The sequence below is a fragment of the Rhizobium lentis genome, from assembly GCF_014200175.1.
GTDB lineage: Bacteria > Pseudomonadota > Alphaproteobacteria > Rhizobiales > Rhizobiaceae > Rhizobium > Rhizobium mulingense.
In genome coordinates this window covers 1-21118 of record NZ_JACHBD010000004.1, presented here as the reverse complement: position 1 = coordinate 21118, position 21118 = coordinate 1, and the positions used below count along the sequence as shown (strand labels likewise).

The 21118-nt window shown below is 62.4% G+C and carries 15 protein-coding genes; 8 read left to right on the top strand and 7 right to left on the bottom strand.

Annotated elements, in window-relative coordinates; translation table 11 throughout:
* The first annotated feature begins 2 nt into the window (after positions 1-2).
* The 6 genes from GGI60_RS10685 to GGI60_RS10660 all read left to right on the top strand — a co-directional run bounded on the left by GGI60_RS10685 (position 3) and on the right by GGI60_RS10660 (position 5681).
* On the top strand, positions 3-398 hold the full coding sequence (locus GGI60_RS10685) for a hypothetical protein (RefSeq protein WP_010035230.1): 396 nt from the start codon (positions 3-5) through the stop codon (positions 396-398).
* Between the two features lie 186 nt (positions 399-584).
* Positions 585-1415 (top strand): metallophosphoesterase, encoded by an 831-nt coding sequence (locus GGI60_RS10680; RefSeq protein WP_183915524.1) that lies wholly within the window; start codon positions 585-587, stop codon positions 1413-1415.
* Positions 1412-2641 (top strand): ABC transporter ATP-binding protein, encoded by a 1230-nt coding sequence (locus GGI60_RS10675; protein WP_183915522.1) that lies wholly within the window; start codon positions 1412-1414, stop codon positions 2639-2641. The genes GGI60_RS10680 and GGI60_RS10675 overlap by 4 nt, the downstream gene beginning before the upstream one ends.
* A complete protein-coding gene (locus tag GGI60_RS10670) occupies positions 2634-3557 on the top strand; it encodes a carbohydrate ABC transporter permease (protein ID WP_183915520.1) in 924 nt (307 codons plus the stop codon). Before GGI60_RS10675 ends, GGI60_RS10670 begins: the two co-directional genes overlap by 8 nt.
* Positions 3554-4390 (top strand): carbohydrate ABC transporter permease, encoded by an 837-nt coding sequence (locus GGI60_RS10665; protein WP_183915518.1) that lies wholly within the window; start codon positions 3554-3556, stop codon positions 4388-4390. Before GGI60_RS10670 ends, GGI60_RS10665 begins: the two co-directional genes overlap by 4 nt.
* 25 nt (positions 4391-4415) lie before the next feature.
* Positions 4416-5681, top strand: coding sequence for an ABC transporter substrate-binding protein (locus GGI60_RS10660; protein WP_183915517.1), 1266 nt, complete (start codon positions 4416-4418; stop codon positions 5679-5681).
* 52 nt (positions 5682-5733) lie between these two features.
* On the opposite strand, the gene GGI60_RS10655 is transcribed toward GGI60_RS10660, so the two are convergent.
* Positions 5734-6729: a substrate-binding domain-containing protein gene (locus tag GGI60_RS10655; RefSeq protein ID WP_183915515.1), complete on the bottom strand. Its 996-nt coding sequence runs from the start codon at positions 6727-6729 to the stop codon at positions 5734-5736.
* A 293-nt stretch (positions 6730-7022) separates the two neighbouring features.
* On the opposite strand from GGI60_RS10655, the gene GGI60_RS10650 reads away from it, so the two are divergent.
* Entirely contained in the window at positions 7023-9869 is a 2847-nt protein-coding gene (locus tag GGI60_RS10650) for a M16 family metallopeptidase (RefSeq protein ID WP_246720363.1), read from the top strand.
* A 72-nt stretch (positions 9870-9941) separates the two neighbouring features.
* Here GGI60_RS10650 and GGI60_RS10645 read toward each other — a convergent pair whose 3' ends face one another.
* The 3 genes from GGI60_RS10645 to GGI60_RS10635 all read right to left on the bottom strand — a co-directional run bounded on the left by GGI60_RS10645 (position 9942) and on the right by GGI60_RS10635 (position 12429).
* Positions 9942-10622 (bottom strand): GNAT family N-acetyltransferase, encoded by a 681-nt coding sequence (locus GGI60_RS10645; protein WP_183915513.1) that lies wholly within the window; start codon positions 10620-10622, stop codon positions 9942-9944.
* Positions 10623-10635: 13 nt separating this feature from the next.
* Positions 10636-11142, bottom strand: a complete 507-nt coding sequence (locus tag GGI60_RS10640) for a MarR family winged helix-turn-helix transcriptional regulator (protein ID WP_183915511.1) — start codon at positions 11140-11142, stop codon at positions 10636-10638.
* A 117-nt stretch (positions 11143-11259) separates the two neighbouring features.
* Positions 11260-12429: an MFS transporter gene (locus tag GGI60_RS10635; protein WP_183915509.1), complete on the bottom strand. Its 1170-nt coding sequence runs from the start codon at positions 12427-12429 to the stop codon at positions 11260-11262.
* A gap of 148 nt (positions 12430-12577) precedes the next feature.
* Here GGI60_RS10635 and GGI60_RS10630 point away from each other — a divergent pair, with 148 nt between their 5' ends.
* Positions 12578-14086 (top strand): winged helix-turn-helix domain-containing tetratricopeptide repeat protein, encoded by a 1509-nt coding sequence (locus GGI60_RS10630; protein WP_183915507.1) that lies wholly within the window; start codon positions 12578-12580, stop codon positions 14084-14086.
* Between the two features lie 144 nt (positions 14087-14230).
* Here the strand turns inward: GGI60_RS10630 and GGI60_RS10625 are convergent, their stop codons facing one another.
* The 3 genes from GGI60_RS10625 to GGI60_RS10615 all read right to left on the bottom strand — a co-directional run bounded on the left by GGI60_RS10625 (position 14231) and on the right by GGI60_RS10615 (position 20633).
* Complete coding sequence (locus GGI60_RS10625; protein WP_183915505.1) at positions 14231-14911, bottom strand: peroxiredoxin-like family protein; 681 nt, start codon at positions 14909-14911, stop codon at positions 14231-14233.
* Positions 14912-14985: 74 nt separating this feature from the next.
* Positions 14986-18231 carry an adenylate/guanylate cyclase domain-containing protein gene (locus GGI60_RS10620; RefSeq protein WP_183915503.1) on the bottom strand — a complete coding sequence of 1082 codons (3246 nt, stop codon included), beginning with the start codon at positions 18229-18231 and terminating at the stop codon, positions 14986-14988.
* 140 nt (positions 18232-18371) lie between these two features.
* Positions 18372-20633, bottom strand: coding sequence for an EAL domain-containing protein (locus tag GGI60_RS10615; RefSeq protein ID WP_183915501.1), 2262 nt, complete (start codon positions 20631-20633; stop codon positions 18372-18374).
* Positions 20634-21118 lie beyond the last annotated feature (485 nt).

The window sequence follows — 21118 nt, the reverse complement described above, 5'->3', positions numbered from 1 at the left end:
CCATGCAGTTGATCGATACACGCGTGACACAGTCCGGCGACTTCTTCACCGTCGAATTCCTGGGCGAGGGCGGGGAATCGGTTTCCGTCAAAATCGACAATTCCCATGGTGAGCTCGACGCCTCGACGGTGCTCGACCACGCCAAGGTGATGATGGTTCAGTTGACCGCCTTTCCGGGCCGCGGCGCAGACGGCAGCATCAACCGTTACGACGCCTTGAGCAACGGCAACTTCGACGAAGGCAGCAAGGGATTGAAAGGCCAGCCGAGCGCACGTTCGACCCATGACAGCGAAACGCTGGAAGAGGAGCTGAACGAAGGCCTCGAAGATAGCTTTCCGGCAAGCGACCCAGTCTCGGCAACCGTGTCGTCTATTCCCGCCACCGCGCCCCGGCACTGATCTCCGTAGACCCTGCCGCTGGCCGCCCCCATTCTCGGGGGCGGTCTGCGCCTGCATGACGGATTGATGTCAAAACTGAAAAACAGCTGAAAACCGCGGATGCCTGATTGACATGCGAGCCTTCTAGAGAGGGTCCGAGAAGGGAGCGTCCGTGACGCGCTTCCCAGGTCTCGGAGACGCGCCCTCATGAAAATCATCCAGATCACCGACACCCATTTCAGCCCGAACAAGCCGCATTTCAACGGCAATTGGGCGCCGCTTCTGAGCTGGATCGAAGCGACCGGCGCCGATCTGATCGTGCATACCGGTGATCTCACCGTCGACGGCGCCGACAAGGACGAGGACATCACCTTCTCGATGGATCTGATGCGGCAAGTGCCGATCCCAATGCTGATCGTCCCCGGTAATCACGATGTCGGCCATCTCAAAGGGTCCGACCAGCCCGTCAACGCGGAGCGGTTGGCCCGTTGGCGCAGCCTTGCCGGTGACGATCGCTGGCTGGAGGATGCGGCCGGCTGGCGCTTCATCGGCCTGAACTCGCTGCTTCTCGGTCATGAGGATGATGAGGAAGAGGCCCAGTTCGAATGGCTCGCCAAGGCGCTCGAAGACAGGGCAGGGCGGCGCGTGGCTCTCTTTGCGCACAAGCCGCTGTTCGTCGATGCACCCGACGAAGGCGATACCGGCTATTGGAGCGTTCGCCCGGCTCAGCGCCGCCGGCTTTATGATCTGATAGCAGGCCATGACGTGGCGCTGTTTGCCAGCGGCCACCTTCACTGGGCCTGGCAGGGTCGCTTCGATAACACCCAGCTGACCTGGGGTCCGTCGGCTGCCTTCATCATCGACAAGATGGAACGTGAGATGCCGGGCGAGCGCCTGATCGGCGCCGTCGTTCACGAGTTCGATACATCGGTCAAAAGCCAGATTGTCGCCGTTCCTGGCATGACCGCCCATGTGCTCGACGATGTCGTGCTCGAGGTCTATCCCCAGGCGGTCAAACAGCGGGAACCTGTCGAATGAGCGCGCTCTCGCTTCGCGACATCACCAAGGCCTTCGGCGGCAACCAGATCCTCAACGGCGTCAGCCTCGATGTCGGGGCCGGCGAATTCATCGCCCTGGTCGGCCCCTCCGGCTGCGGCAAGAGCACGCTCTTGCGCGTCCTTGCCGGCCTCGACCATGCCGATAGCGGCGAAATCCTGATCGGCGGGAAAGATATGTCGGGTGTGGCGGCCGCCGAGCGCAACATCGCCATGGTCTTTCAGTCCTACGCGCTCTATCCGCATCTGACGGCGTCTCAGAATATCGCCGTGCCGCTGGCGATGCGCCGGCTGTCGACGACGCAGCGGCTGCCCTTCATCGGCTCGTTGATGCCGGGCCAGCGCGCCACCCGCGCGGCGATCGCCCGCGACGTCCGAGAAATGGCGACATCACTCAAGATCGAACACCTGCTCGACCGCAAGCCCGGCCAGATGTCCGGCGGCCAGCGCCAGCGCGTGGCGCTCGCTCGCGCCATGGTGCGCCGGCCGAGCATTTTCCTGATGGACGAGCCGCTGTCCAATCTCGACGCCAACCTGCGCGTCCATGCCCGCGGCGAGATCGTCGACCTGCATCGCCACGCTGGCGTGCCGACGCTCTATGTCACCCATGACCAGGCGGAAGCACTGTCGATGGCGGACCGTGTCGCCGTGATGATGGGCGGCCGATTGCTCCAGATCGCAAGTCCTCAGCTCATCTACGACGATCCCGCCCATATCGAGGTCGCCCGCTTCATCGGCCAGCCGCGCATCAACCTGCTTCCGGCCTTTGCCGAAGGCGGCGTCGTTCTCTGCGGCGGCCTGCGCCTGACGCTTGAAAATGCACCCGCGGGGAAGATGCCGGTCACGCTCGCCATTCGCCCCGAATTCGTCTTTCTCGCCAAGAGCCGGCGTGACGGCCTTGCCGCCAGGATCGAACGCGTCGAATTCCTCGGGTCCGAGGTTATCCTCCATTGCCGGCTCGACGCGATCGGTGAGACCGTCATCGCCAAGGTACAGCCGTCCGAAGCCTCCGGGCTTGCAGCCGGCGATGCCGTGGGACTGCGATTGTCGCCCGGCCGGACGCTGATCTTTGCAGAGGACGGCAGCCGTCTGGCCGGCTTCGCCGCCGGCGGCGATGCCGGGCTCAGCTCTGCTGATGCCCTGCTCGCCGCTTCTGATGCCGGGCTCGCTGGCGCTTTCGATGCCCAGCGGGAGAGGGCGCATGGCTAGTATCGCCTCCCTGGCCATCCCCGATAATTCCGCCCTTGCTCATCGCCGAAGCGAGGCCCGCATCGCCTGGATGCTGGTGCTGCCGGCGATGATCCTGCTCTTTCTCTTCGTGCTGTTGCCCGTTGCAGCTGTCGTTGTGCTCGGCTTTACCGATTTCGAACTCGGTTACGGCAAGTTCCGTTTCGTCGGCTTCGAGAACTACGCCCACCTGATCACCGATCGAACCTTTCGCAAGTCGCTATGGAATACGACTCTCTATACGGCAATCGTGGCGCCGGTCTCGATCCTGCTCGGTCTCGGCATCGCCTTGCTGATCGAGAGCGAGACCGCGGCCCGCAGCGTCTTCCGCACCGCCTATTTCCTGCCGGTCGCCTCGCTGATCGTCGCCATGTCGACCGTCTGGCAATATATGTTCCACCCGACGATCGGCCCGCTCAATGCGTTGTTGGCGCTGGTGGGATTGCCCGGCCCGAACTGGCTGGGCAGTTCCGGCACGGTGCTTTACAGCCTGTCGATCATCGGCGTCTGGCAATCGGCCGGCTTCAACATGGTGCTGTTCCTGGCCGGCCTGACGGCGATCCCGCGCGAGCTTTATGCAGCAGCCGAAGTGGACGGCGCGAGATCCTCCCTCGATCGGTTCCTGCTGGTCACCTGGCCGATGCTCGGGCCGACGACGCTCTTCGTCATCACCATCAGCATCACCAATGCGGTCAAGGTCTTCGAGACGGTCAAGACACTGACCGAGGGCGGCCCGAACAAGGCATCTGAAGTGCTGCTCTTCACGATCTACCAGGAAGGCTTCGTCTATCTGCGTGTCGGCTATGCCTCAGCGATGACCGTGGTCTTCCTCCTAATCCTCGTGGTGCTGATGTTCCTGCAGTACCGCATCCTCGACCGCCGGGTGCATTACACATGACGGCAAGCGCTTTTTCCCTCGGCAGGGTCATCCGCCTGAGCCTGCTTGCCCTCGGGGCGATCATCTTCCTGGCCCCTTACATCTTCATGATCTCGGCGGCCGGCAAGACGCAGAGCGACATCTTCACCTCGTCGCTGTCGCTCATCCCGGCGCATTTCGCCTATGCCGAGAATTTCGCCAAGGCCTTGAGCCGGGTGCCGATGGCGCGGCTCCTGTGGAACGGCGTCGTCGTCTGCGGGCTGATCTTCTTTTTTCAGGTGCTGGTGGCCATCCCCTGCGCCTATGCCATGGCGAAGCTGCGCTTCGGCGCGGCGCGAGCCATGATGGTGCTTGTTATGCTCGGCCTTCTCGTGCCGATCCATGCGACCGCGCTGCCGCTCTATGTCGCCTTTGACCGCGCCTCGCTGCTCAACAGCTATGCCGCGCTCATCGCGCCCTTCACGATTTCGGTCTTCGCGATCTTCATGTTCCTGCAGTTCTTCCGCGCCATGCCGGATGATCTCATCCATGCCGCTCGTCTCGACGGGATGTCGGAGCTCGGCACCGTGGTCCGCGTCATCGTGCCCAATGCCTGGCCGGCGGTTACCGCCTTTGCCATCTTCTCGGTCGTCGCCCATTGGAACGATCTCTACTGGCCCCTGATCGTCATCAGCAAGCAGGACTACGCCACGCCGCCGCTGGGGCTGATGTATTTCCGCGCCGCCGAGGCCGGCGACGACTACGGCGCGCTGATGGCCGCCACCCTCATGATTACCCTTCCCCTCGTCGCCGCCTTTCTGCTTGCGCAGAAGCGTTTCGTCGAGGGCATCACCATGACCGGTCTCAAAGGCTGACCGGCTTTATCAAGGAGAACGAGCGATGAAACATATCACCCAGATTCTCGCCGCAGCGGCCGTATCGATGGCAATCGCGCTTCCCGCGCATGCCGAGACGACGCTGACGGTTCACTACCCGATGCCGGGTTTCTTCAAGGACGTGATGGACACGATCTCGAAGAAGTTCATGGCTGAGAACCCCGACATCAAGATCCAGTTCGCCAGCCCCTCGGCGACCTACGAGGAAGGTATCCAGACGATCCTTCGCCAGGTCGGCACCAGCGAAATGCCCGACATCACCTTCATCGGCCTGAACCGCCTGCGCATGCTCGATGAGCGCGATGTCGCCGTCGATCTCGGCCCGCTCGTCCAGAAGGACGGCAACATGGCCGAGCAGGGCTTTTCCGACACGATCCTCAAGCTCGCCCAGGTCAATGGCAAGCAAGCGGGCCTCGCTTTCGCCACCTCCAACCCGATCATGTATTACAACGCCGATCTCGTGAAGGAGGCCGGTGGCGATCCCGACAATCCGCCGAAGACCTGGGACGAGGTCATTGCACTTGGCGGCAAGATCAAGGCGCTCGGCAACGGCGTCGACGGCATCGATTTCCGTTGGCAGGGCGACGACTGGATGTTCTCCGCACTGCTCTTCGGCGCCGGCGGCAAGATGCTGAACGACGATGAAAGCAAGGTCGCCTTCAACGGTCCGGAAGGTCAGAAGGCCGTTGAGGTCCTTCATCGCCTGGTCACCGAAGGCGGCATGCCTGTTTTCACCAAGCCGGCCGGCGAACAGGCTTTCGCAGCCGGAAAGGTCGGTTTCGAGTTCCAGACCACAGGCGCGCTGCGCAACACGATCAAGAATGTCGGCAACAAGTTCGATCTGCGCACCGCCAAGATCCCGCTGATCGATCCGGTGAACGGCCGTCTTCCCACGGGCGGCAACGCCGTCGTCATCCTGACCCATGACGCCGCCAAGCAGGACGCCGCCTGGAAATTCGCCAAATTCGCCGCCGGCCCTTATGGCGCCTCGGTCGTCGTGCCCGGCACCGGTTATGTCCCGAACAATGAGCTTGCCGCCAAGTCGGCCGACTATCTCGGCGACTTCTACAAGCAGAACCCGCTGTTCCAGGCTGGGCTCAGCCAGATGCCGGTCATGATCCCCTGGTATGCCTTCCCCGGCTCCAACGGCGTCAAGGTCACCCAGACGATCGTCGACAACCTCTCGCGCATCGTCGACCAGTCGGCCGAGCCGAAGGAAGCGCTCGACGACGCAGCCGCCGACGTCGAGGGCATGCTGCCGCGCAGCTGATCGCTTTCCGCGTCAGAAGAAGGGGCCGCCACGCCGAGCGCGCGGCGGCCCTTTATTTCCGGGTGGTTGAGATGGCGCGCACCGTGCCGCCGCGGCGCAGCGTATAGGCGACGTCGAGGTGGCGGGCAGGGGCTGCATTCTCCGCCATGTCGAGCAGCAGCGAGGCGGCCGTCGCGCCCATGCTGGCGTCCGGCATTTCAATGGTCGTCAGTGGCGGATCGATCAGCCGGCCGATGGCGATGCCGTCGAAGCCGGCGACCGAAACATCCCCCGGCACCGACAGCCCCTCGCGCTTCAGCGCGCCGATGACGCCGAGCGCCAGAAGATCGTTGGAGGCGATAATCGCCGTCGGCGAAAGCGCGCTCATCGCCGCACTGAGATCGAGCTGGTCATAGCCGCCGACGAAGGAGATCTGGATCGCGTCAAGCGGCGTCAGGCCGTTCTCGGCCATGGCGTCGAGGTAGCCTTGGTAGCGAAGACGAGCGCGATCGGAGGCGGCAAAATTGCCGGAGAGAAAGAGAATGTGGCGGTGGCCCATGCCGATCAGGAATGTCGTGATCTCCCGGCCGGCGCCGCGATTATCGGCGGTGACCGCCGCCGGAAACTGCGCCGTCGGCAGGTTGTTGAGAAGCACGGTCGGCGGCAGCTTGGGCAGCAGCGCCTCGCTCGTCGACGGGTCGCAGACGGTGAGGATCAGCCCGGTCGGCCGGTCATTCAGAAGTGCGGCGACGGCATCGGCCTCGCGTGCCGGATCGTAATTCGACTGGGCGATCAAGACGCCATGGCCGGCGACCAGCATGCGGTTCTGGATACTCGACAGCGACGAGGCAAAGACCGGATTGGTGATGCTCGGGATCAAGACGCCGATTACCGGTCTGCGCCCGAGCCGCCCGACAGCATGGCCGGCCGGGCGATAACCGAGCTCGGCGGCGGCACGGCGCACCTTGCGCACCATCAGATCGCTGGCCGGCCCGTTGCGATTGAGAACCCGGCTTGCCGTCGCCAGCGAACATCCTGCCCGGAATGCGACTTGCTGCAATGTCGCCATCGAATGCGCCCTCCTGGTCACAGCGTCGAAGCGCAATCCTTTAGTCGGGCTCGATGACAGTGATCTGACAATTGACGAGGTGTGGGGAATTCACCGGGAATGACGACGGAAGTCACGATCATAAGATTTAAATATCAACAGCCTATACAAAAATTCTAAGATTTCTATGGAGCCCCCTAACCCGAATTATCTGCGTCTTATCCATTCACACATGGAAGTTGAAGCAATATGCAACTTATGGAATGGTCGGGTCAAAGTCGTTTCCTCTCTTCATGTTCATCGCCTGGATAAGAATGTCTCCCAAACAAATGGAATGCGCCGCCGCTTGGCGGTTTCTCGCGACGGTCTCCCTTGTCGCAATTTTTGCATCGCCGGCCTATGCCGACACGCCGTCCACCGCCTGGCCGCAAACTCAAAGCGACATCCAAGCCGATTCCAATGTCCATTTCGGCGTGCTCGCCAACGGCATGCGCTTTGCAATCATGCGCAACGCCACGCCATCTGGACAGGCAGCGATCCGCTTTCGCATCGGCTCCGGCTCACTGGAGGAAAACGACGACCAGCAGGGCCTGGCGCATGTTCTCGAGCACATGGCCTTCAAAGGTTCGACGCATGTCGCCGAAGGCGAAATGATCCGTATCCTGCAGCGCAAGGGCCTGGCCTTTGGACCGGACACCAATGCCCATACCTCTTATGACGAGACTGTCTATGCACTCGATTTGCCCGAGGTCGATCCAGAGACGCTATCCACGGGCCTGATGCTGATGCGAGAAACCGCGAGCGAGCTGACCCTCGATGCCGGCGCCCTCGATCGCGAGCGCGGCGTCATCCTGTCGGAAGAGCGGCTGCGCGATACGCCGCAGTACCGCGCGGGGCTCGCAATCATGAATTCGTTGCTCGCCGGCCGGCGCGTGACCATGCGCCCGCCGATCGGGAAAGCCGATATTATCAGCAATGCGCCTGTGGACCTCGTCCGCGATTACTACCGGGCCAATTATCGGCCCGATCGGGCGACGCTGATCGTGGTGGGCGATATCGACCCGGCTGCCATGGAAATCGAAATCCGGCAGCGCTTCGGCGACTGGAAGGCCATGGGACCGACGCCTGCAAGTCAGGATACCGGCGCGCTGCAGACGAAAGGCGAAAGCGCGGACGTCGTCGTCGTGCCCGGCGGCATGACCAGCGTCCAGATCGCCTGGACGCGTCCTTATGACGCCGCCCCCGACACCTTGGCCAAGCGCCGCACCCAGCTTATTGAAGATCTCGGTCTGATGGTGCTCAAACGCCGGGTCGGCACCATCGCCAGCAAGGCGGATGCGCCTTTCATCAGCGCCGGCGTCGGGTCCCAGGATCTCCTCGATTCCGCTCATGTCGTCCTGGTCACGGCGAATTCCGAACCGGACAAATGGCGGGCGGCACTCGGGGCCATTGACCAGGAACAGCGTCGTATTCAACAGTTCGGCGTTGCCCAGGCTGAGATCGATCGCGAAATCCTCGAATATCGCTCGGCCCTGAAGGCTGCTGCCGCCGGAGCCGCGACGCGCACGACCACCGACATCGCTTCGGCGCTGGCTGGCAGCGTCGATGACGACCAGGTCTTCACGTCGCCTGCCGACGACCTCTCGCTGTTTGAGAGGGTGACGAACGACGTCACCGCGGCCGAGGTCAATCAGGCCTTGCAGCGTGCCTTCTCCGGCAATGGCCCGCAGATCGTGCTCCAGACCGCCCAATCGCCACAAGGCGGAGCCGACGCGCTCCGGCAGGTCTATCACGCTTCCAAGGCGATTGCGGTCTCGGCGCCGTCCAGTGCAGCCGATATCGCCTGGCCCTACACCCATTTCGGCGCGCCGGGCGCTGTGGTCGAACGCCGCGCCGTCGAAGATCTCGGCCTGACCATGGTGCGCTTTTCCAATGGTGTACGGCTTACCGTCAAGCCAACCAAGCTGCGCGCCAACGAAGTGCTGGTGCGCGAGGATATCGGCCGCGGTCGGCTGGACTTGCCGCATGACCATCCCCTCCCGATCTGGGCATCGCCGGCGGTCGCGCTGTCCGGCGTGAAGGCCATGGACTACCAGGATATCCAGAAGGCGCTGACCGCCAACATCGTCGGCCTCGATGTCTCGGTAGGCGACAGCTCCTTCAAGTTCGACGGTCGTACGCGGACTGAGGATCTGGCGACGCAATTGCAACTCATGACGGCATACACCTCCGATCCCGCATACCGCCCCGAGGCGTTCAAGCGGGTGCAGCAGGTCTATTTGAGCGGCCTCGATCAGTATGAGGCGACTCCTGGCGGCGTTGTCAGCCGCAGCCTCGGAGGTCTCGTCCACTCCGGCGATCCGCGCTGGACCTTTCCCGATCGCGCCCAGTTGTCCGCCGCCAAGCCGGACGATTTCGAGGCGCTGTTCCGGCCTGTGGTGTCCAATGGCCCGATCGATATCACCATCGTCGGCGACGTGACGGTGGACGACGCCATCCGGCTGACAGCTGAAACATTTGGCGCTTTGCCGCCACGCCCGGAGGCGGCGCCGAGCAATGTTTGGGGTAACGTGCGTTTTCCGGCGGCCACCGAGAAGCCCGTTCTGCAGACCCATAAGGGAAGGGCAGACAGCGCCGCCGCCGTCGTCGGGGCTCCCATCGGCGATTTGCTCTCCGATCTCCCGCGCTCCTTCACAGCCAATGTTGTCACCCAGATTTTCCAGAACAGGCTCACCGACCAGTTTCGCATTGCAGAAGGGGCAAGCTACGTGCTGGAGGGCGACGTTAATCTGTCGAGGGAAATTCCCGGCTATGGCTACGCCTATTTCTACGTCGAGACGGATCCGACAAAGCTGGCGCGCTTCTATGCACTTGTCGACCAGATCGCTAATGATCTCAGGTCGCATGATGTCTCCGCCGACGAGCTCGCACGCGCTCGCGAACCCATCATCGAGACGCTGAAGCACCAGCGGCAGGGCAACGAATACTGGATTGAATATCTGCGCGGCGCCCAGACGGATCCGCGTCGTTTGGACCGCATACGCGGCAATCTCAGCGGCTACGACGAGGTAACGGCCTCAACGATCCGCGAATTCGCCACAACCTATTTCAGCCCGGAAAAATTCTGGAAATTCGAAGTGCTGCCGGCGGCCGTAAGGTAGTTTCTTGAACCGAAGCCCCTTAAATTGGACGTTGCCGGGGAGGAGACACCGTCCCGGCCATTGAGCACCAGCTCAGGCGCGGCGTTTGATCACCCGCATGTTCATCTCCGAGCGAAGCGTGAAGCCTTGCGCCTTGTAGAGGGAAATGGCGGAGGTGTTCCCCGCATAGACATGCAGATAGGCCGTGTCGCCGCTGGAAGCGATTTCGCCGGCAACGAAACGGAACAGCAGGGTGCCGAGGCCACGCCCTTGGAATTCGGGATGGGTGCAAAGGCCACTCAGTTCGATGAAACCGGTCTGCCGCATACGCTGCCCGGCCATCGCCACCAAACGGCCTTCATGCCTGATCCCCCAGAAGCTGCCGAGGCTCTGGGCGCGCAGGGTGAACGGCCCGGGTCTGGTCAAGCTCGCCAGATCAAGCATGTCGGCGGCGTCGGCCTCGGTCAGCGGCTCAATGCGGGAATCCGAAATCCTCTCATGAGGTCGCTCGGCAACCATCTGGGTCACTGGCGCCTCCATGACGACGGTAAGACCCGCTGGAATGGCGATCGGCCCGGCCTCGACGAGAAACATCTTCTCTTCCGCCGACGGCAGCTTCTCCAGGGCATCGAGGCTCTCAGGGCTATCGTCGGCGGAGGCTGCGAAGGGGACGATGGAGGGCGGGTATCGCCGTGCGTAGCTGTTGCCTTCGGCAAGAGCGGCATGTGTGGTTTTGAGCGCGCTCCAGATCGGTCGGTCAAGCACATGATTCATCGTCTTTCTTTCCCTATTGCGCGGCGGAAAGGGCGTGCGGGCCTGTAACCGTGCTCCGGCGTAGGAGGGGCAGTGCTGCCAGCCCGTCTTCGATGGCGGCGAGTTGCTCGAGGATCGGTCCGTCGAGGTCGCCGCAGAGATCCGCAACCGCAGCCGCGACGCGCGGCCAAATGGTTGCCTTCGAATGATCGACAAGTTCCCGTCCTTTGTCGGATAGCGACACCAATCTGCGGCGCTGATCATCCGGCGCCGGCTGCATATCGACGAAGCCGAGTTCGAGAAGCTGCCCGATGGTCCGCGTTGCGCCGGGCTGGGTGATGCCCACCGCCTGCGCAAGCTCGCCGATCGTCAGCGGCCCGGCCCGGTCGATCGCCGCGAGGAATGGATACTGACCTGCCTGGATGCCGAGGCCGGCCTCGTCGATGACCTGCTGCGTATCGGCCTGCAGTCTCTCGCCGATGCGACGCAACCGGCTGCCCAGGCACAAAAAGCCAAGCGTTCGCACCACATCTTCGACCATTCAACCTCTCCAATTCCATTGAACGTTATATAACATGTTATATATCTAGCGGCGGGCGAAAATCAAGAGTAGGGATCTCACGGCCGGAGGGGACTTATCGAAGGCACGCGAGGTCCTTTATTGCTCACGCTGCCTCGCGGCCAACAGAGAAAGCACCAGGACACAACTGAGTAGGGCGAGGGACGACGGCAGCCCCTGATGTCCGACCAGCTGCATTGCCAGTCCGGCCGCGGGCGAGCCTGCCATGCCGCCGACGCCCCATGCGAAGGCGAAGGCCGCATTGCCGGCGATCAGGGTTTGACCGTTGAAACGCTCGCCGAGCTGGATCAGCGACATGGTGTAGAGCCCGAACGAGACGCCGCCCCAGATGAAAACGAGCGGCCATATGAGCCAGGTGGTGAAGGTTGACGCCAGCAGCAGGCAGCCTGAAAGACAAGTGAGGACGCAGAACAACATGGTCCGCGTCGCGCCGAACCGTTCCGCCACGCGCCCGAGCAGGATCTGCAGCACGGCATTGCCGGCAACGAAACAGGTGATCAGCGAAGCGATGCGGCTTTCGGTACTGCCGAGTGCCGCGCCATAGACGGCAAGCAGGGAGAGCAGGATCTGCTCGAAGGCGGCGGCGGTGAAAACCGCAAACAGCAGCAGCGGCGCCCGCGCAAGGAAGCCGCCGACCGATATTGCCTCGCCTTCCGCGGGCATGTCAGGCAGGCGGAGGGCGACGACAAGCACGATCAGGCCGCAGCCAAGGAAGGCCCCAATGCCGATCAGGAAGGGTGCCCAGCCTTCCGTGCCACTGAGGCCGAGTGAGAGCGGACCGACGGCAAAGCCGGCCGAAACGATCGATGAATAGAGGCCCATGATGCGGCCCCGGCGCGACGCCGGGGTGATCGAGATCAGCCAGGTTTCGCTGATGACATAGAGTGGATTGGCAAAGAAGCCGAGCAGGAAGCGCAGCGGCATCCAGGTCCAAACGTCCTGCCGTCCGGCAATCGCAATCAGGGTGAGGGCGGCGAGGATCGAACAGAGGATCGCAAGCCGCGCTGCACCCACGCGCCGCGAGAGCGCCGGAATGACGGGTGCCGATATAATGAAACCCAAGGGCGTCATCGCTGCCGACAGACCGATCAGGCCAGCGGCCGTTCCCTGCCGCTCCAGGATGAAGCTCAGCAGCGGATAGGTCAGCCCCTGCGCTACGGCAAACACCGTGACGGTGGCGATGATGCCTGCCATCGCGGCCCAGGGGCTCCGATCGTCTCGCTGTGATGTCGTGCTTGCGGCAGTCATGCAGATTTCCTCGCCAGTCGGCATTGGGGTGACGGGGCAGAGGCCCCGCCCCGAAAGAGGATGGAATTCTGCGGAATAGGAGGAGCGGCGTAATTAAGCCGCTCCAAAAAGTTCTCAAAAACTTCCAAATGGACTATAGATCCGCTCTATGCAGGGATTGCTCTTTGCCTTTGGTCCGTTCGTGCTTGATCCGGATGCGGGAACGCTCCTTCGGAATGATGAACCCGTTGCCATTGGCCATCGCGGGCTGAAGCTGCTTGCGGCGCTCGTCGGGCGATCCGGCGAAATCCTTGCCAAGACCGAGCTGATGGACGCGGCTTGGCCGGGCATGGCGGTCGAGGAAGGCAACCTCACCGTCCAGATCGCGCAGTTGCGCAAGCTGCTCGGCCCAGCCGCCGGCGGCGGCGAATGGATTGCAACGGTTCCGCGCGTCGGCTACCGCTTCACGGGCTCCATGCGGCGGCTGAGCGGCGTGACGCGAAAGACCTTGCCGCTGCCCGACAAACCATCGGTCGCCGTGCGGCCCTTCCTGAATATCGGCAACGATCCCGAACAGGAATCTTTCGTGGACGGGCTGACCGAAGACCTGATTACCGACCTTTCGAGAATGCCGGGTCTGTTCGTCATCGCCCGCAATTCGGCCTTCGCCTATAAGGGCAGGGCGGTAGACGTGCTGGAGATGGCCGAGGAGCTCGGCGTGCAATACCTGCTGGAGGGCAGCGCGAGGCGCGCCGCGGGGCGCGTGCGCGTCAACGCCAAGCTGGTCGACACCGTCAGCGGCACTCATTTGTGGGCGGAACGCTTCGATCGCAGCCTGGACGATATTTTCGTCGTTCAGGACGAGGTGACCGCCAGGATCGTCGAGGCGCTGCTCGGCCGGCTGCGTACCCCGCCGCCGCGCCATCGGCCTAGAAGTCTTGAGGCCTACGATCTCTGCGTGCGGGCGCGCAAGCTGATGGATGATTCCCCGCAGGCGGCTGAGGAGGCGCATCTGATGCTGACCCGCGCAGTCGCCCTCGACCCCGACTATGCCGAGGCCTATCGGTGGCTGGCCATGAACCACTGGATGGGGTGGATTCATAGCGGCGGGCCGACGGAAGCGACCCGCAGCATCGCCTTACACTTAGCGCGCAAGGCCGTTGCGATCGACCCCAACGATGCCGGCTGTCGCTGGGTGCTGGCCTACCTTCTTGCCTATGAACGCGATTTTGCCGCGGCGGATGCGGAGTTCGCCAAGGCGATCGAACTTGACCCGAACGAGGCCGATACCCTTGCCGCATTATCCGACGTTACCGTCCTAGCAGGGCGGGTCGAGGAGGGGCTTGAGCAGATTCGCAAGGCGTTCCGGCTGAACCCGTTTCCGGCAAGCTGGTATTATCTGACGCTCGGCCAGGCACAATATGCGGCCGGGCAATATGGGGCCGCCGTTGAGACGTTGCGCCGCGACGAGACGTATCGCACAAGCTCGCGCCGTTTCCTGGCGGCAAGCCTTGCTCAGCTCGGCCGGCTCGACGAGGCGCAGGCGGAGACCGAACTCTTCCTTGTCGCCAACCCCGGCTTTTCCATCCGCCATTGGGCGGCGACCGAACCGTTTCGCGACGCCCGCACGCTTGACCATTTCGTAGAGGGCTACCGCAAGGCCGGTCTTCCGGATTAATCCGCCGCAGCACTCACGACCGGCGAGCGTGCCATGGGATGGCGCGGCGATGTCCGGATCTCGACAAGAGGCCGCCCGGACACGCCTTCGCCGACCGCGGGCGCCGGCTTCGCATTCCGGATCAGGTGATTTAGGGCGGCCGCTTCAGACCGCCATATTCGCCGCCGCCGACATGACTTCCCGTGGCGCGGGAACGCCGAACATATGGCGGCCGGCCTCCTCGACTTCGGTGAAGCACCAGCGCACGACGCCGTCACGATCGAGCAGGAATTCGCCGACAAGCTGGCCTTCGCCGGGGGAGACCATCCGCTTGTCATCATCGGTCATCTCATAGCCGTCAGCCTTGTCGAGAAATTCCATCGCGGCGATCGGGTTCATCGGTTCGGGGAGCTCGCCCGGCATGTCGACGCGCATCGACATCATCGTGTCCATGCTGACCTTGTGCGGCCACTCGTTCTCGGTCTCGGTGAATTGAAGGCGCGGCAGGCCGAAGGCGCGATGCGATACCCGTTCGGGGTCGGAGGCCGCCAGCAGGTTGGGAAGCGGATGGTAGCGGAAATAAAGGCGGGCTCGCTCGATCGGGGTATTGACGACGGTTAGGCTGTCGATGCCTTTCTCCTGCAATGCATCGGTCAGTTCGGCCATGGCGGCGATCTGCCTGCGGCAGAAGGGGCAGTGCAGTCCGCGGAACAGGCCGACGAGCAGCGGCCTCTGGCCGCGAAAGTCGTCGATGGCGATCTTGCCCTGGCGGGTGATCGCATCCAGCACCACGTTGGGCGCGCGATCTCCGGGTTGTAGTGGTCTATCGGCGTGGTTCTCCTGCATTGTTCGTTCCTCCCTTTATTTGTTTGAATCGCTTGCTCTATTCGATGTTTCGCGATCATTGCGACGCGAACCATTCAGTCGAGAAACGGCAAGACGACGAGCGTACCTGGATCCAGGTTGTGGCGGATGCACACATCCTGGGCCAGCGTGAAATACCGTTCCGCTTCGTCCATATCGTCATATTCGAGGCTCAGCGTCGCCAAGCCATCATAACACGGAAAGAGCAGTTGCGGCTCGTCAATTTCCTTCGCAACCTCAAGAGCTTCCTCGTAATACTTACGAGCTAGCTTCGGCTGCCCATGGCATTGATGAATCTGGCCGAGCACGATCAGCGGGACGGACAAATGATCGCGCTGATCGAGCGCCCGGTCGATTTCGACTGCCTTTTCCGCCGCCGGCACGCCTTCGGCCGCACAGTGATCGGTAAAGGTGCAGCAGGAGACTGCGAGGTTGGCGAGAAGGCGCGCCTGGAAGCCGAGATCGCCGATGCGGGTTGCGACCTCCAGCCCCCGGCGGCAGACCGTGATGGCGTTGGCCGGATCGACGATCGTGTAGAGAACGCCGAGATTGGAATAGGCCCGGCAGGCGGCACTTTGCAGATCGGCTTTTTCGGCGACCGAGAGGCTGCGCTCCACTTCCTGCACGGCATCTCGCCGGCGTCCGAGCCGCGCGAGCGCTGCACCCTTGGTGTTCAACGCTTCCGCCATCGCCCGAGCTGCCTCGCGGCCGGCTTCGGTCGTTCCGTCGATCGGCAGCGTTTGCAGGCATTGCAGCGCCTGTGTCGCCCACTCGGCGGCGGCGGCCTGATCACCCATGCGGAAGGCCAGATGGCCGCGCTCCTGCAGTAGGTGGGCATGTTCGACCGGCGCATCGATCGTCTCGATCATCGCTTCCGCGGCGGCGCAATGCGCCTCCGCCTGGTCGCGGCGCCCCGCATCGAGATGCAGGCGGCCGATCTTTCGCAATATCCTTGCTGCGGCAATCCGGTCGTCATTGGCGCGGTGGATGGCAAGTGCCTGCTGATAATGGGTCAAGGCATCGTCGCGCCGGCCGGCAGGGCCGCAGAGGTCGGCAAGGCGCTCCAGCAGCGCTAATTGGTCCGGCGTCACCTCCGGCTCGTCAGCGAAGGCCGCGAGGGCTTGCCGATAGAGGCGCATCGCATCGTCATTGGCATAGGTCTTACGCGCCTGATCGCCAGCCGCCATCAGGTAGGCGGCGCCCTTGGCTTTAATAGTAGTCAGGCTGAAGTGATGACCGAGTTGCGCCAGATGCTCGGGACGCTCAGGCGCCACGCCATATTGGCGCTCCAGAACCCGGCCGATCCTGCCATGGAGCTCCATGCGCCGTTGCAGCAGCAGATTCTGGTAGATGACGTCGTGCATCAGCGTCTGGCTGAAGCGATAGCCCGGCGACCCGCCGGCATCGGGGCCGCGCAACTCCTCGATGATATTGGCATCGCAGAGATAGTCCAGCGCGGCATCGATGGCGGCCGGATCGGTCGCGACGGCGCGGAGCAGGGCGGTATCGAATTTCGGGCCGACCACCGCCGCCTCCTGCGCCAACCGTCTCATCTCCTGCGGCAGACGATCGACGCGGGCAAGCAACAAGGCTTGCAGGTTCACCGGGATGGCGACGTCGGTGTCATCGGCGGCAACATGCCAGCGCTCACCGTCATGATGCAACGTACCCATGTCGATCAGCCCACGCAGGATTTCCTCGATGAAGAGCGGATTGCCACCGGCGCGGTCGAGAATGCGTTTGCGCATTGCAACCGGCAGCTTGCCGTGCGCCTCACCAAAAAAGGCGGCAAGCAGCCTCTGCCCGTCGGCCGCGGCGAGTGGGCCAAGACGTTGCACGGTGACATTGACGCGATCGGAGTTCAGCGGGTCGGTCTGCGACGTCGGCCGGTAGATCACCAGCAGCATCAGCCGACTGCGCTCCAGCCGGTCCATCATGAAACGAAGCACTTCCAGCGAAGCCGCGTCTGCCCAATGCAGATCCTCGATGACCAGCAGGAGAGGGCCTTGCGCCAGCCGCCGCTCGAAGACGGTGCGGATCGCATAGAAGATCTGCCGCCGCAACTGCTCCGGCTCGATGTGCCGCAACGCGCCATCGGGATTACCGAGGCCGAGCACATGCAGAAACAGCGGAAGCAGCCCGTCAACATCGTCCTGCGTCAGATCGAGTGCGCGAAACCCCGTCGTCAACAGCTGTCGTGTCCTGTCACGATCGTCGCGCTCGCCGATCCCGTAGGCGCTTCGCACGACCGCGGCGAGGGTGCCGTAGGATTGTTCGCCAAGGGGGGAGCAGGTGGCTTTGCGGATAGCAAGGCCAGGGAAGCGGGTCGCATTCGTGGCGAGCCCGACGAATTCGGTGGCGAGACGCGATTTACCGATACCCGCTTCGCCGATCAGCCGGACGAGCTGCGCGGCGCCGTCGCAAGCAAGATCGAGGCAGGCGAGCAGCCGCGACAATTCCGCATCCCGTCCGATCATCGGCGCCTGAAGGCCGAAACTTTCGAGCCCGCGCGCCGTATGCGGCGCGTCCAGCAGCCCGGTCAGCCGATGGACGTGGACGTTTCCGCTTTTGCCGCGCAAGGTTTGCGCGCCGAGACTGTCGAAGGCAAAGGCATGGCGGGTGAGGCGGTAAGTCAGGGGACCGACAAGAATATCGTTTTCTCCGGCCATCGATTGCAGCCGTTGGGCGGTGTTCACCGTATCGCCGGTCACGGAATAGGATTTGGCGCCAGCCGCGCCGAAGCCGCCGGTGACGACAGGGCCACTATTGATGCCGATATGCAGGCGCAGCGGCACGCCGGCGCGCGACTGCCAGCGTGTGCCGACCGCAGCGGCCCGGTCGATCATATCAAGTGCGGCGCCAAGCGCCCGCACCGGATCGTCCTCATGGGCAACCGGCGCGCCGAACAGCGCCAGAAGGGCGTCGCCGACGAACTTGTCGACGAAGCCGCCATAGGCTTCCACCGCCCGGGTCATCTCTTCGAACAATTCGTTCTGTAGCACCCGCATGGTTTCGGGGTCGATCTGCTCGCTCAGCGTGGTGAAGCCGCAGAGATCGGCAAACAGCACCGTCACCGGACGCCGGTCGGCATCGCTGTCGGATTTCGCCGGCAGCAGCTCAATCATCGGCTTCGGCGCAGGTGGGGCTATACCTGAGATCGATGCGCCGCATTTGGGGCAGAAGGCAAAATCGGGCTGACACGCATAGCCGCAGGCGGCGCAGGAGAGGGGTTGCCTTGCGCCGCATCGCGGACAGAAAGCAAAACCGCTCTGAATATCGAAACCGCAGCCGGCGCAGTCCATCGCTGCATCTCACGAAACCCGATGTGCAACGGCCATGTCAGCCGGCGGGCTTCACAAGAGATAAGAATGAACCTGCTGACGAAAGCTCGCAAGCACAAACAGACGGCGCAATAGCGATCGTCATTTGAATGCGGCCGAGGCTATCGGCCCGCCTTTGCCGCTTCTCTATCCTTCATACGGCAAAATTCGATCAACTGCTCCGAGGTCATGGGTCGGGCCAGAGCGTAACCTTGCAGCAAATGGCAGCCAAGATCTTTCAGGATCTTGGCATGCTCCATTGTCTCCACGCCTTCGGCAACGATGTCGATGTTCTGAGACCGGCCGATTTCGATAATCGAGGAAACCAGACGGCGTTGAGATGCAGACGCGATGATCGGTTTGATGATCTCTCGATCGATCTTAAGCCTTCGTGGCTCAAATCGAAGCAGGCCGACAATACTGGCATGTTCCGTGCCGAAATCGTCGATCTCGATTTCAATGCCGAGCGCTTTGATTGCCGGAATGACCTCGTTCAGAGCAGGCTGAAGCTCGTCGAAGGAGATCGTCTCAAGCAGCTCGAAACACAGGCGACCCTTCGCTGCGGGAAGCTCGGACAGCTCGGCGAGCAGATTGGCCTGCGCCAGCCGGCGCGCTGAAATATTGACTGAAACCCGTGGAATTTGCATTCCCAAGCCGTCCCATCGTGTCAGCTCGAACAGGGCCTTTTGCAGGATCAGCCTGTCCATGTCGCCACTGCGGCCCAGTCTTTCCGCAGCATCCAGAAACGCGTTCGGGCCGAGCAGACCTTTTCGCGGATGATCCCAGCGGGCGAGCGCTTCGACGCCTGCGATATCGAGCGTGTTTGCATTGAACTGTGGCTGGAAGAACGCGATGAGTTCATCGCGTTCGAGCGCTTGATTGAATTCATCCGCCAGTTCTTTTGAATGGATTGCCGCGCTGCGGAGCTCTTCGGTGAAAACCGCGGCGCGGCCGCGGCCGGCTTTCTTCGCCTCGTACAGAGCCAAATCGGCATTCAGAAGCAGCTGACCGAGATCCCGGTCGCGAGCGCGTTCAGTCTCCCAGGCGACACCGACGCTTGCGCCGACCACATAACCGGCTCCATCGATAAAGATGGTCTGCTGCAGCGTGTCGACAATCTGCCTGGCCAATTCCGTTGCTTTAGGCTCGGGATTGCTACTCCAGCTGGCGAAGACGAACTCGTCTCCGCCGATGCGCGCCGCGACCTCGTTTGGGCCCGTCAAATCGGCAAGCCGTGAAGCCGTTGTTTGCAAGACCATGTCTCCGCCGGCGTGCCCCTTCGTGTCGTTGATCTCTTTAAAACGGTCAAGGTCGATATGGATAAGGATCAGGCGGTCTTGCAGATCAGGCCTTGGCGGCTGCGAGATCATCTGGTCGACAAACCGCCGATTGGGTAGCCCGGTGAGGGCGTCATGCAGTGACAGGTGCTCCAGCCTCTGTCGTGCTCGTACGAGCTTGCTCTTGTGAAGGCGAAGTTTTTCGATGGTCTTCTGACGCGATTTGGTCAGAAATCCGACCCAGACGATCGGCGCGACGACACACAAGGCCAACAGGCTGGCATAAAACTCAAAAGTGCCGATGCCGCTATTCTGGCCCCATCCATGCCTGGGAAGTGCGGCGAGGGACCATCGGCCGTACGTCATATCGACGGAGGCCACGACCGGTTTCTTCTCAAAGGTTTCCAGGCTGCCAAAAAAGACCTGTTTGGCCGAGTTCGGCTCCGGCGTCGTGCTGATGGCGATCTCCAGGTCGGTCGAACTGAGACCGCTATCGCGGTATAGCCTCGGAATATCGATGATTCCCGAAAGCAGACCCCAAAAGATCTGGCTGTTTCCGTCGTCGATATAAACCGGGCACCTGACAACGAAAGCCGTTCCGCCTTGGACAAGCTCCACCGGGCCTGTCAGGACGATATTGTGTGTGTTGCGCGCCAGCATCGCGGCGGCCCGTTGCTTCTCATTTTTTCGGTAGTCGAGTCCGATTGCCTTTTCATTTCCTTTTTCCGGATAAACCCACTGGACCACCATGTCGGGCGCCGCGGCGAAGCTTCGCAATTGTGACTCAGGCTGCAGAATTTGCGCGGCAAGTTTGGAAAATCTGTTCTGGCCCATCGCCGGATCGACCGCGATACCCGCCGCCAAACCTTGCAACAGCTTCACATTGCTATTGAGGTTGGTCTGAAGCCGAGACGACATCGTCGCAAGCTCGCCGGCAACAACCGAGCGTTCGTCGGCCAACGACCGCTCAAGCCGCCAGTCCGTTGCCATCCAGACGACGATGGCTGCGATAACGGCCGCAAATAGTGCCGGAGCGAATGCGCTCGCATGGCTCATCAGAGGGTTCGCGAGGCTGCGAACTATCTTTGTATTTCTTCGAAACTTCATCAGGTCGCCGGCATGAATGACAGACCTGCATCCTTGCACAGTTTCTTTAAGGCAACACTAAACCGGCCAGCTCCTTGTTCGGCGCGCGCATCGTGCATGCGTCTTTGCGGGGAGGCCGTAGCGCCATTTCACGCTAGCTCATTGCAACCAATCCCGTCCCGACGTTCATCAAAACGGGAGAGAGGGACACTCCAACTTTGTAGAAACAGGACACTTCAACTGGGCGGCTACAAACAATGTCAAAGCTGGCTAGAGGTGCGGCGCCGCCAGCCAGTTAGAAACGCGACACGGGCACTGGCGTCAGCCCCCGACCGAACCGGCTGGGCCGGGTTGCAAGGGTAGGGAGGGGGCGGGTGAGAGGCGCCCTTCGTCTTTAGCTTTGAGACTATGCCGACACCATTCATTCCGCAGCCTCCATCCGCGCCAGCGCCTTCTGCCGTTTGGCAATGACTTCCGGATCGTTCATGAAGTCCGTCCGCCGGCCG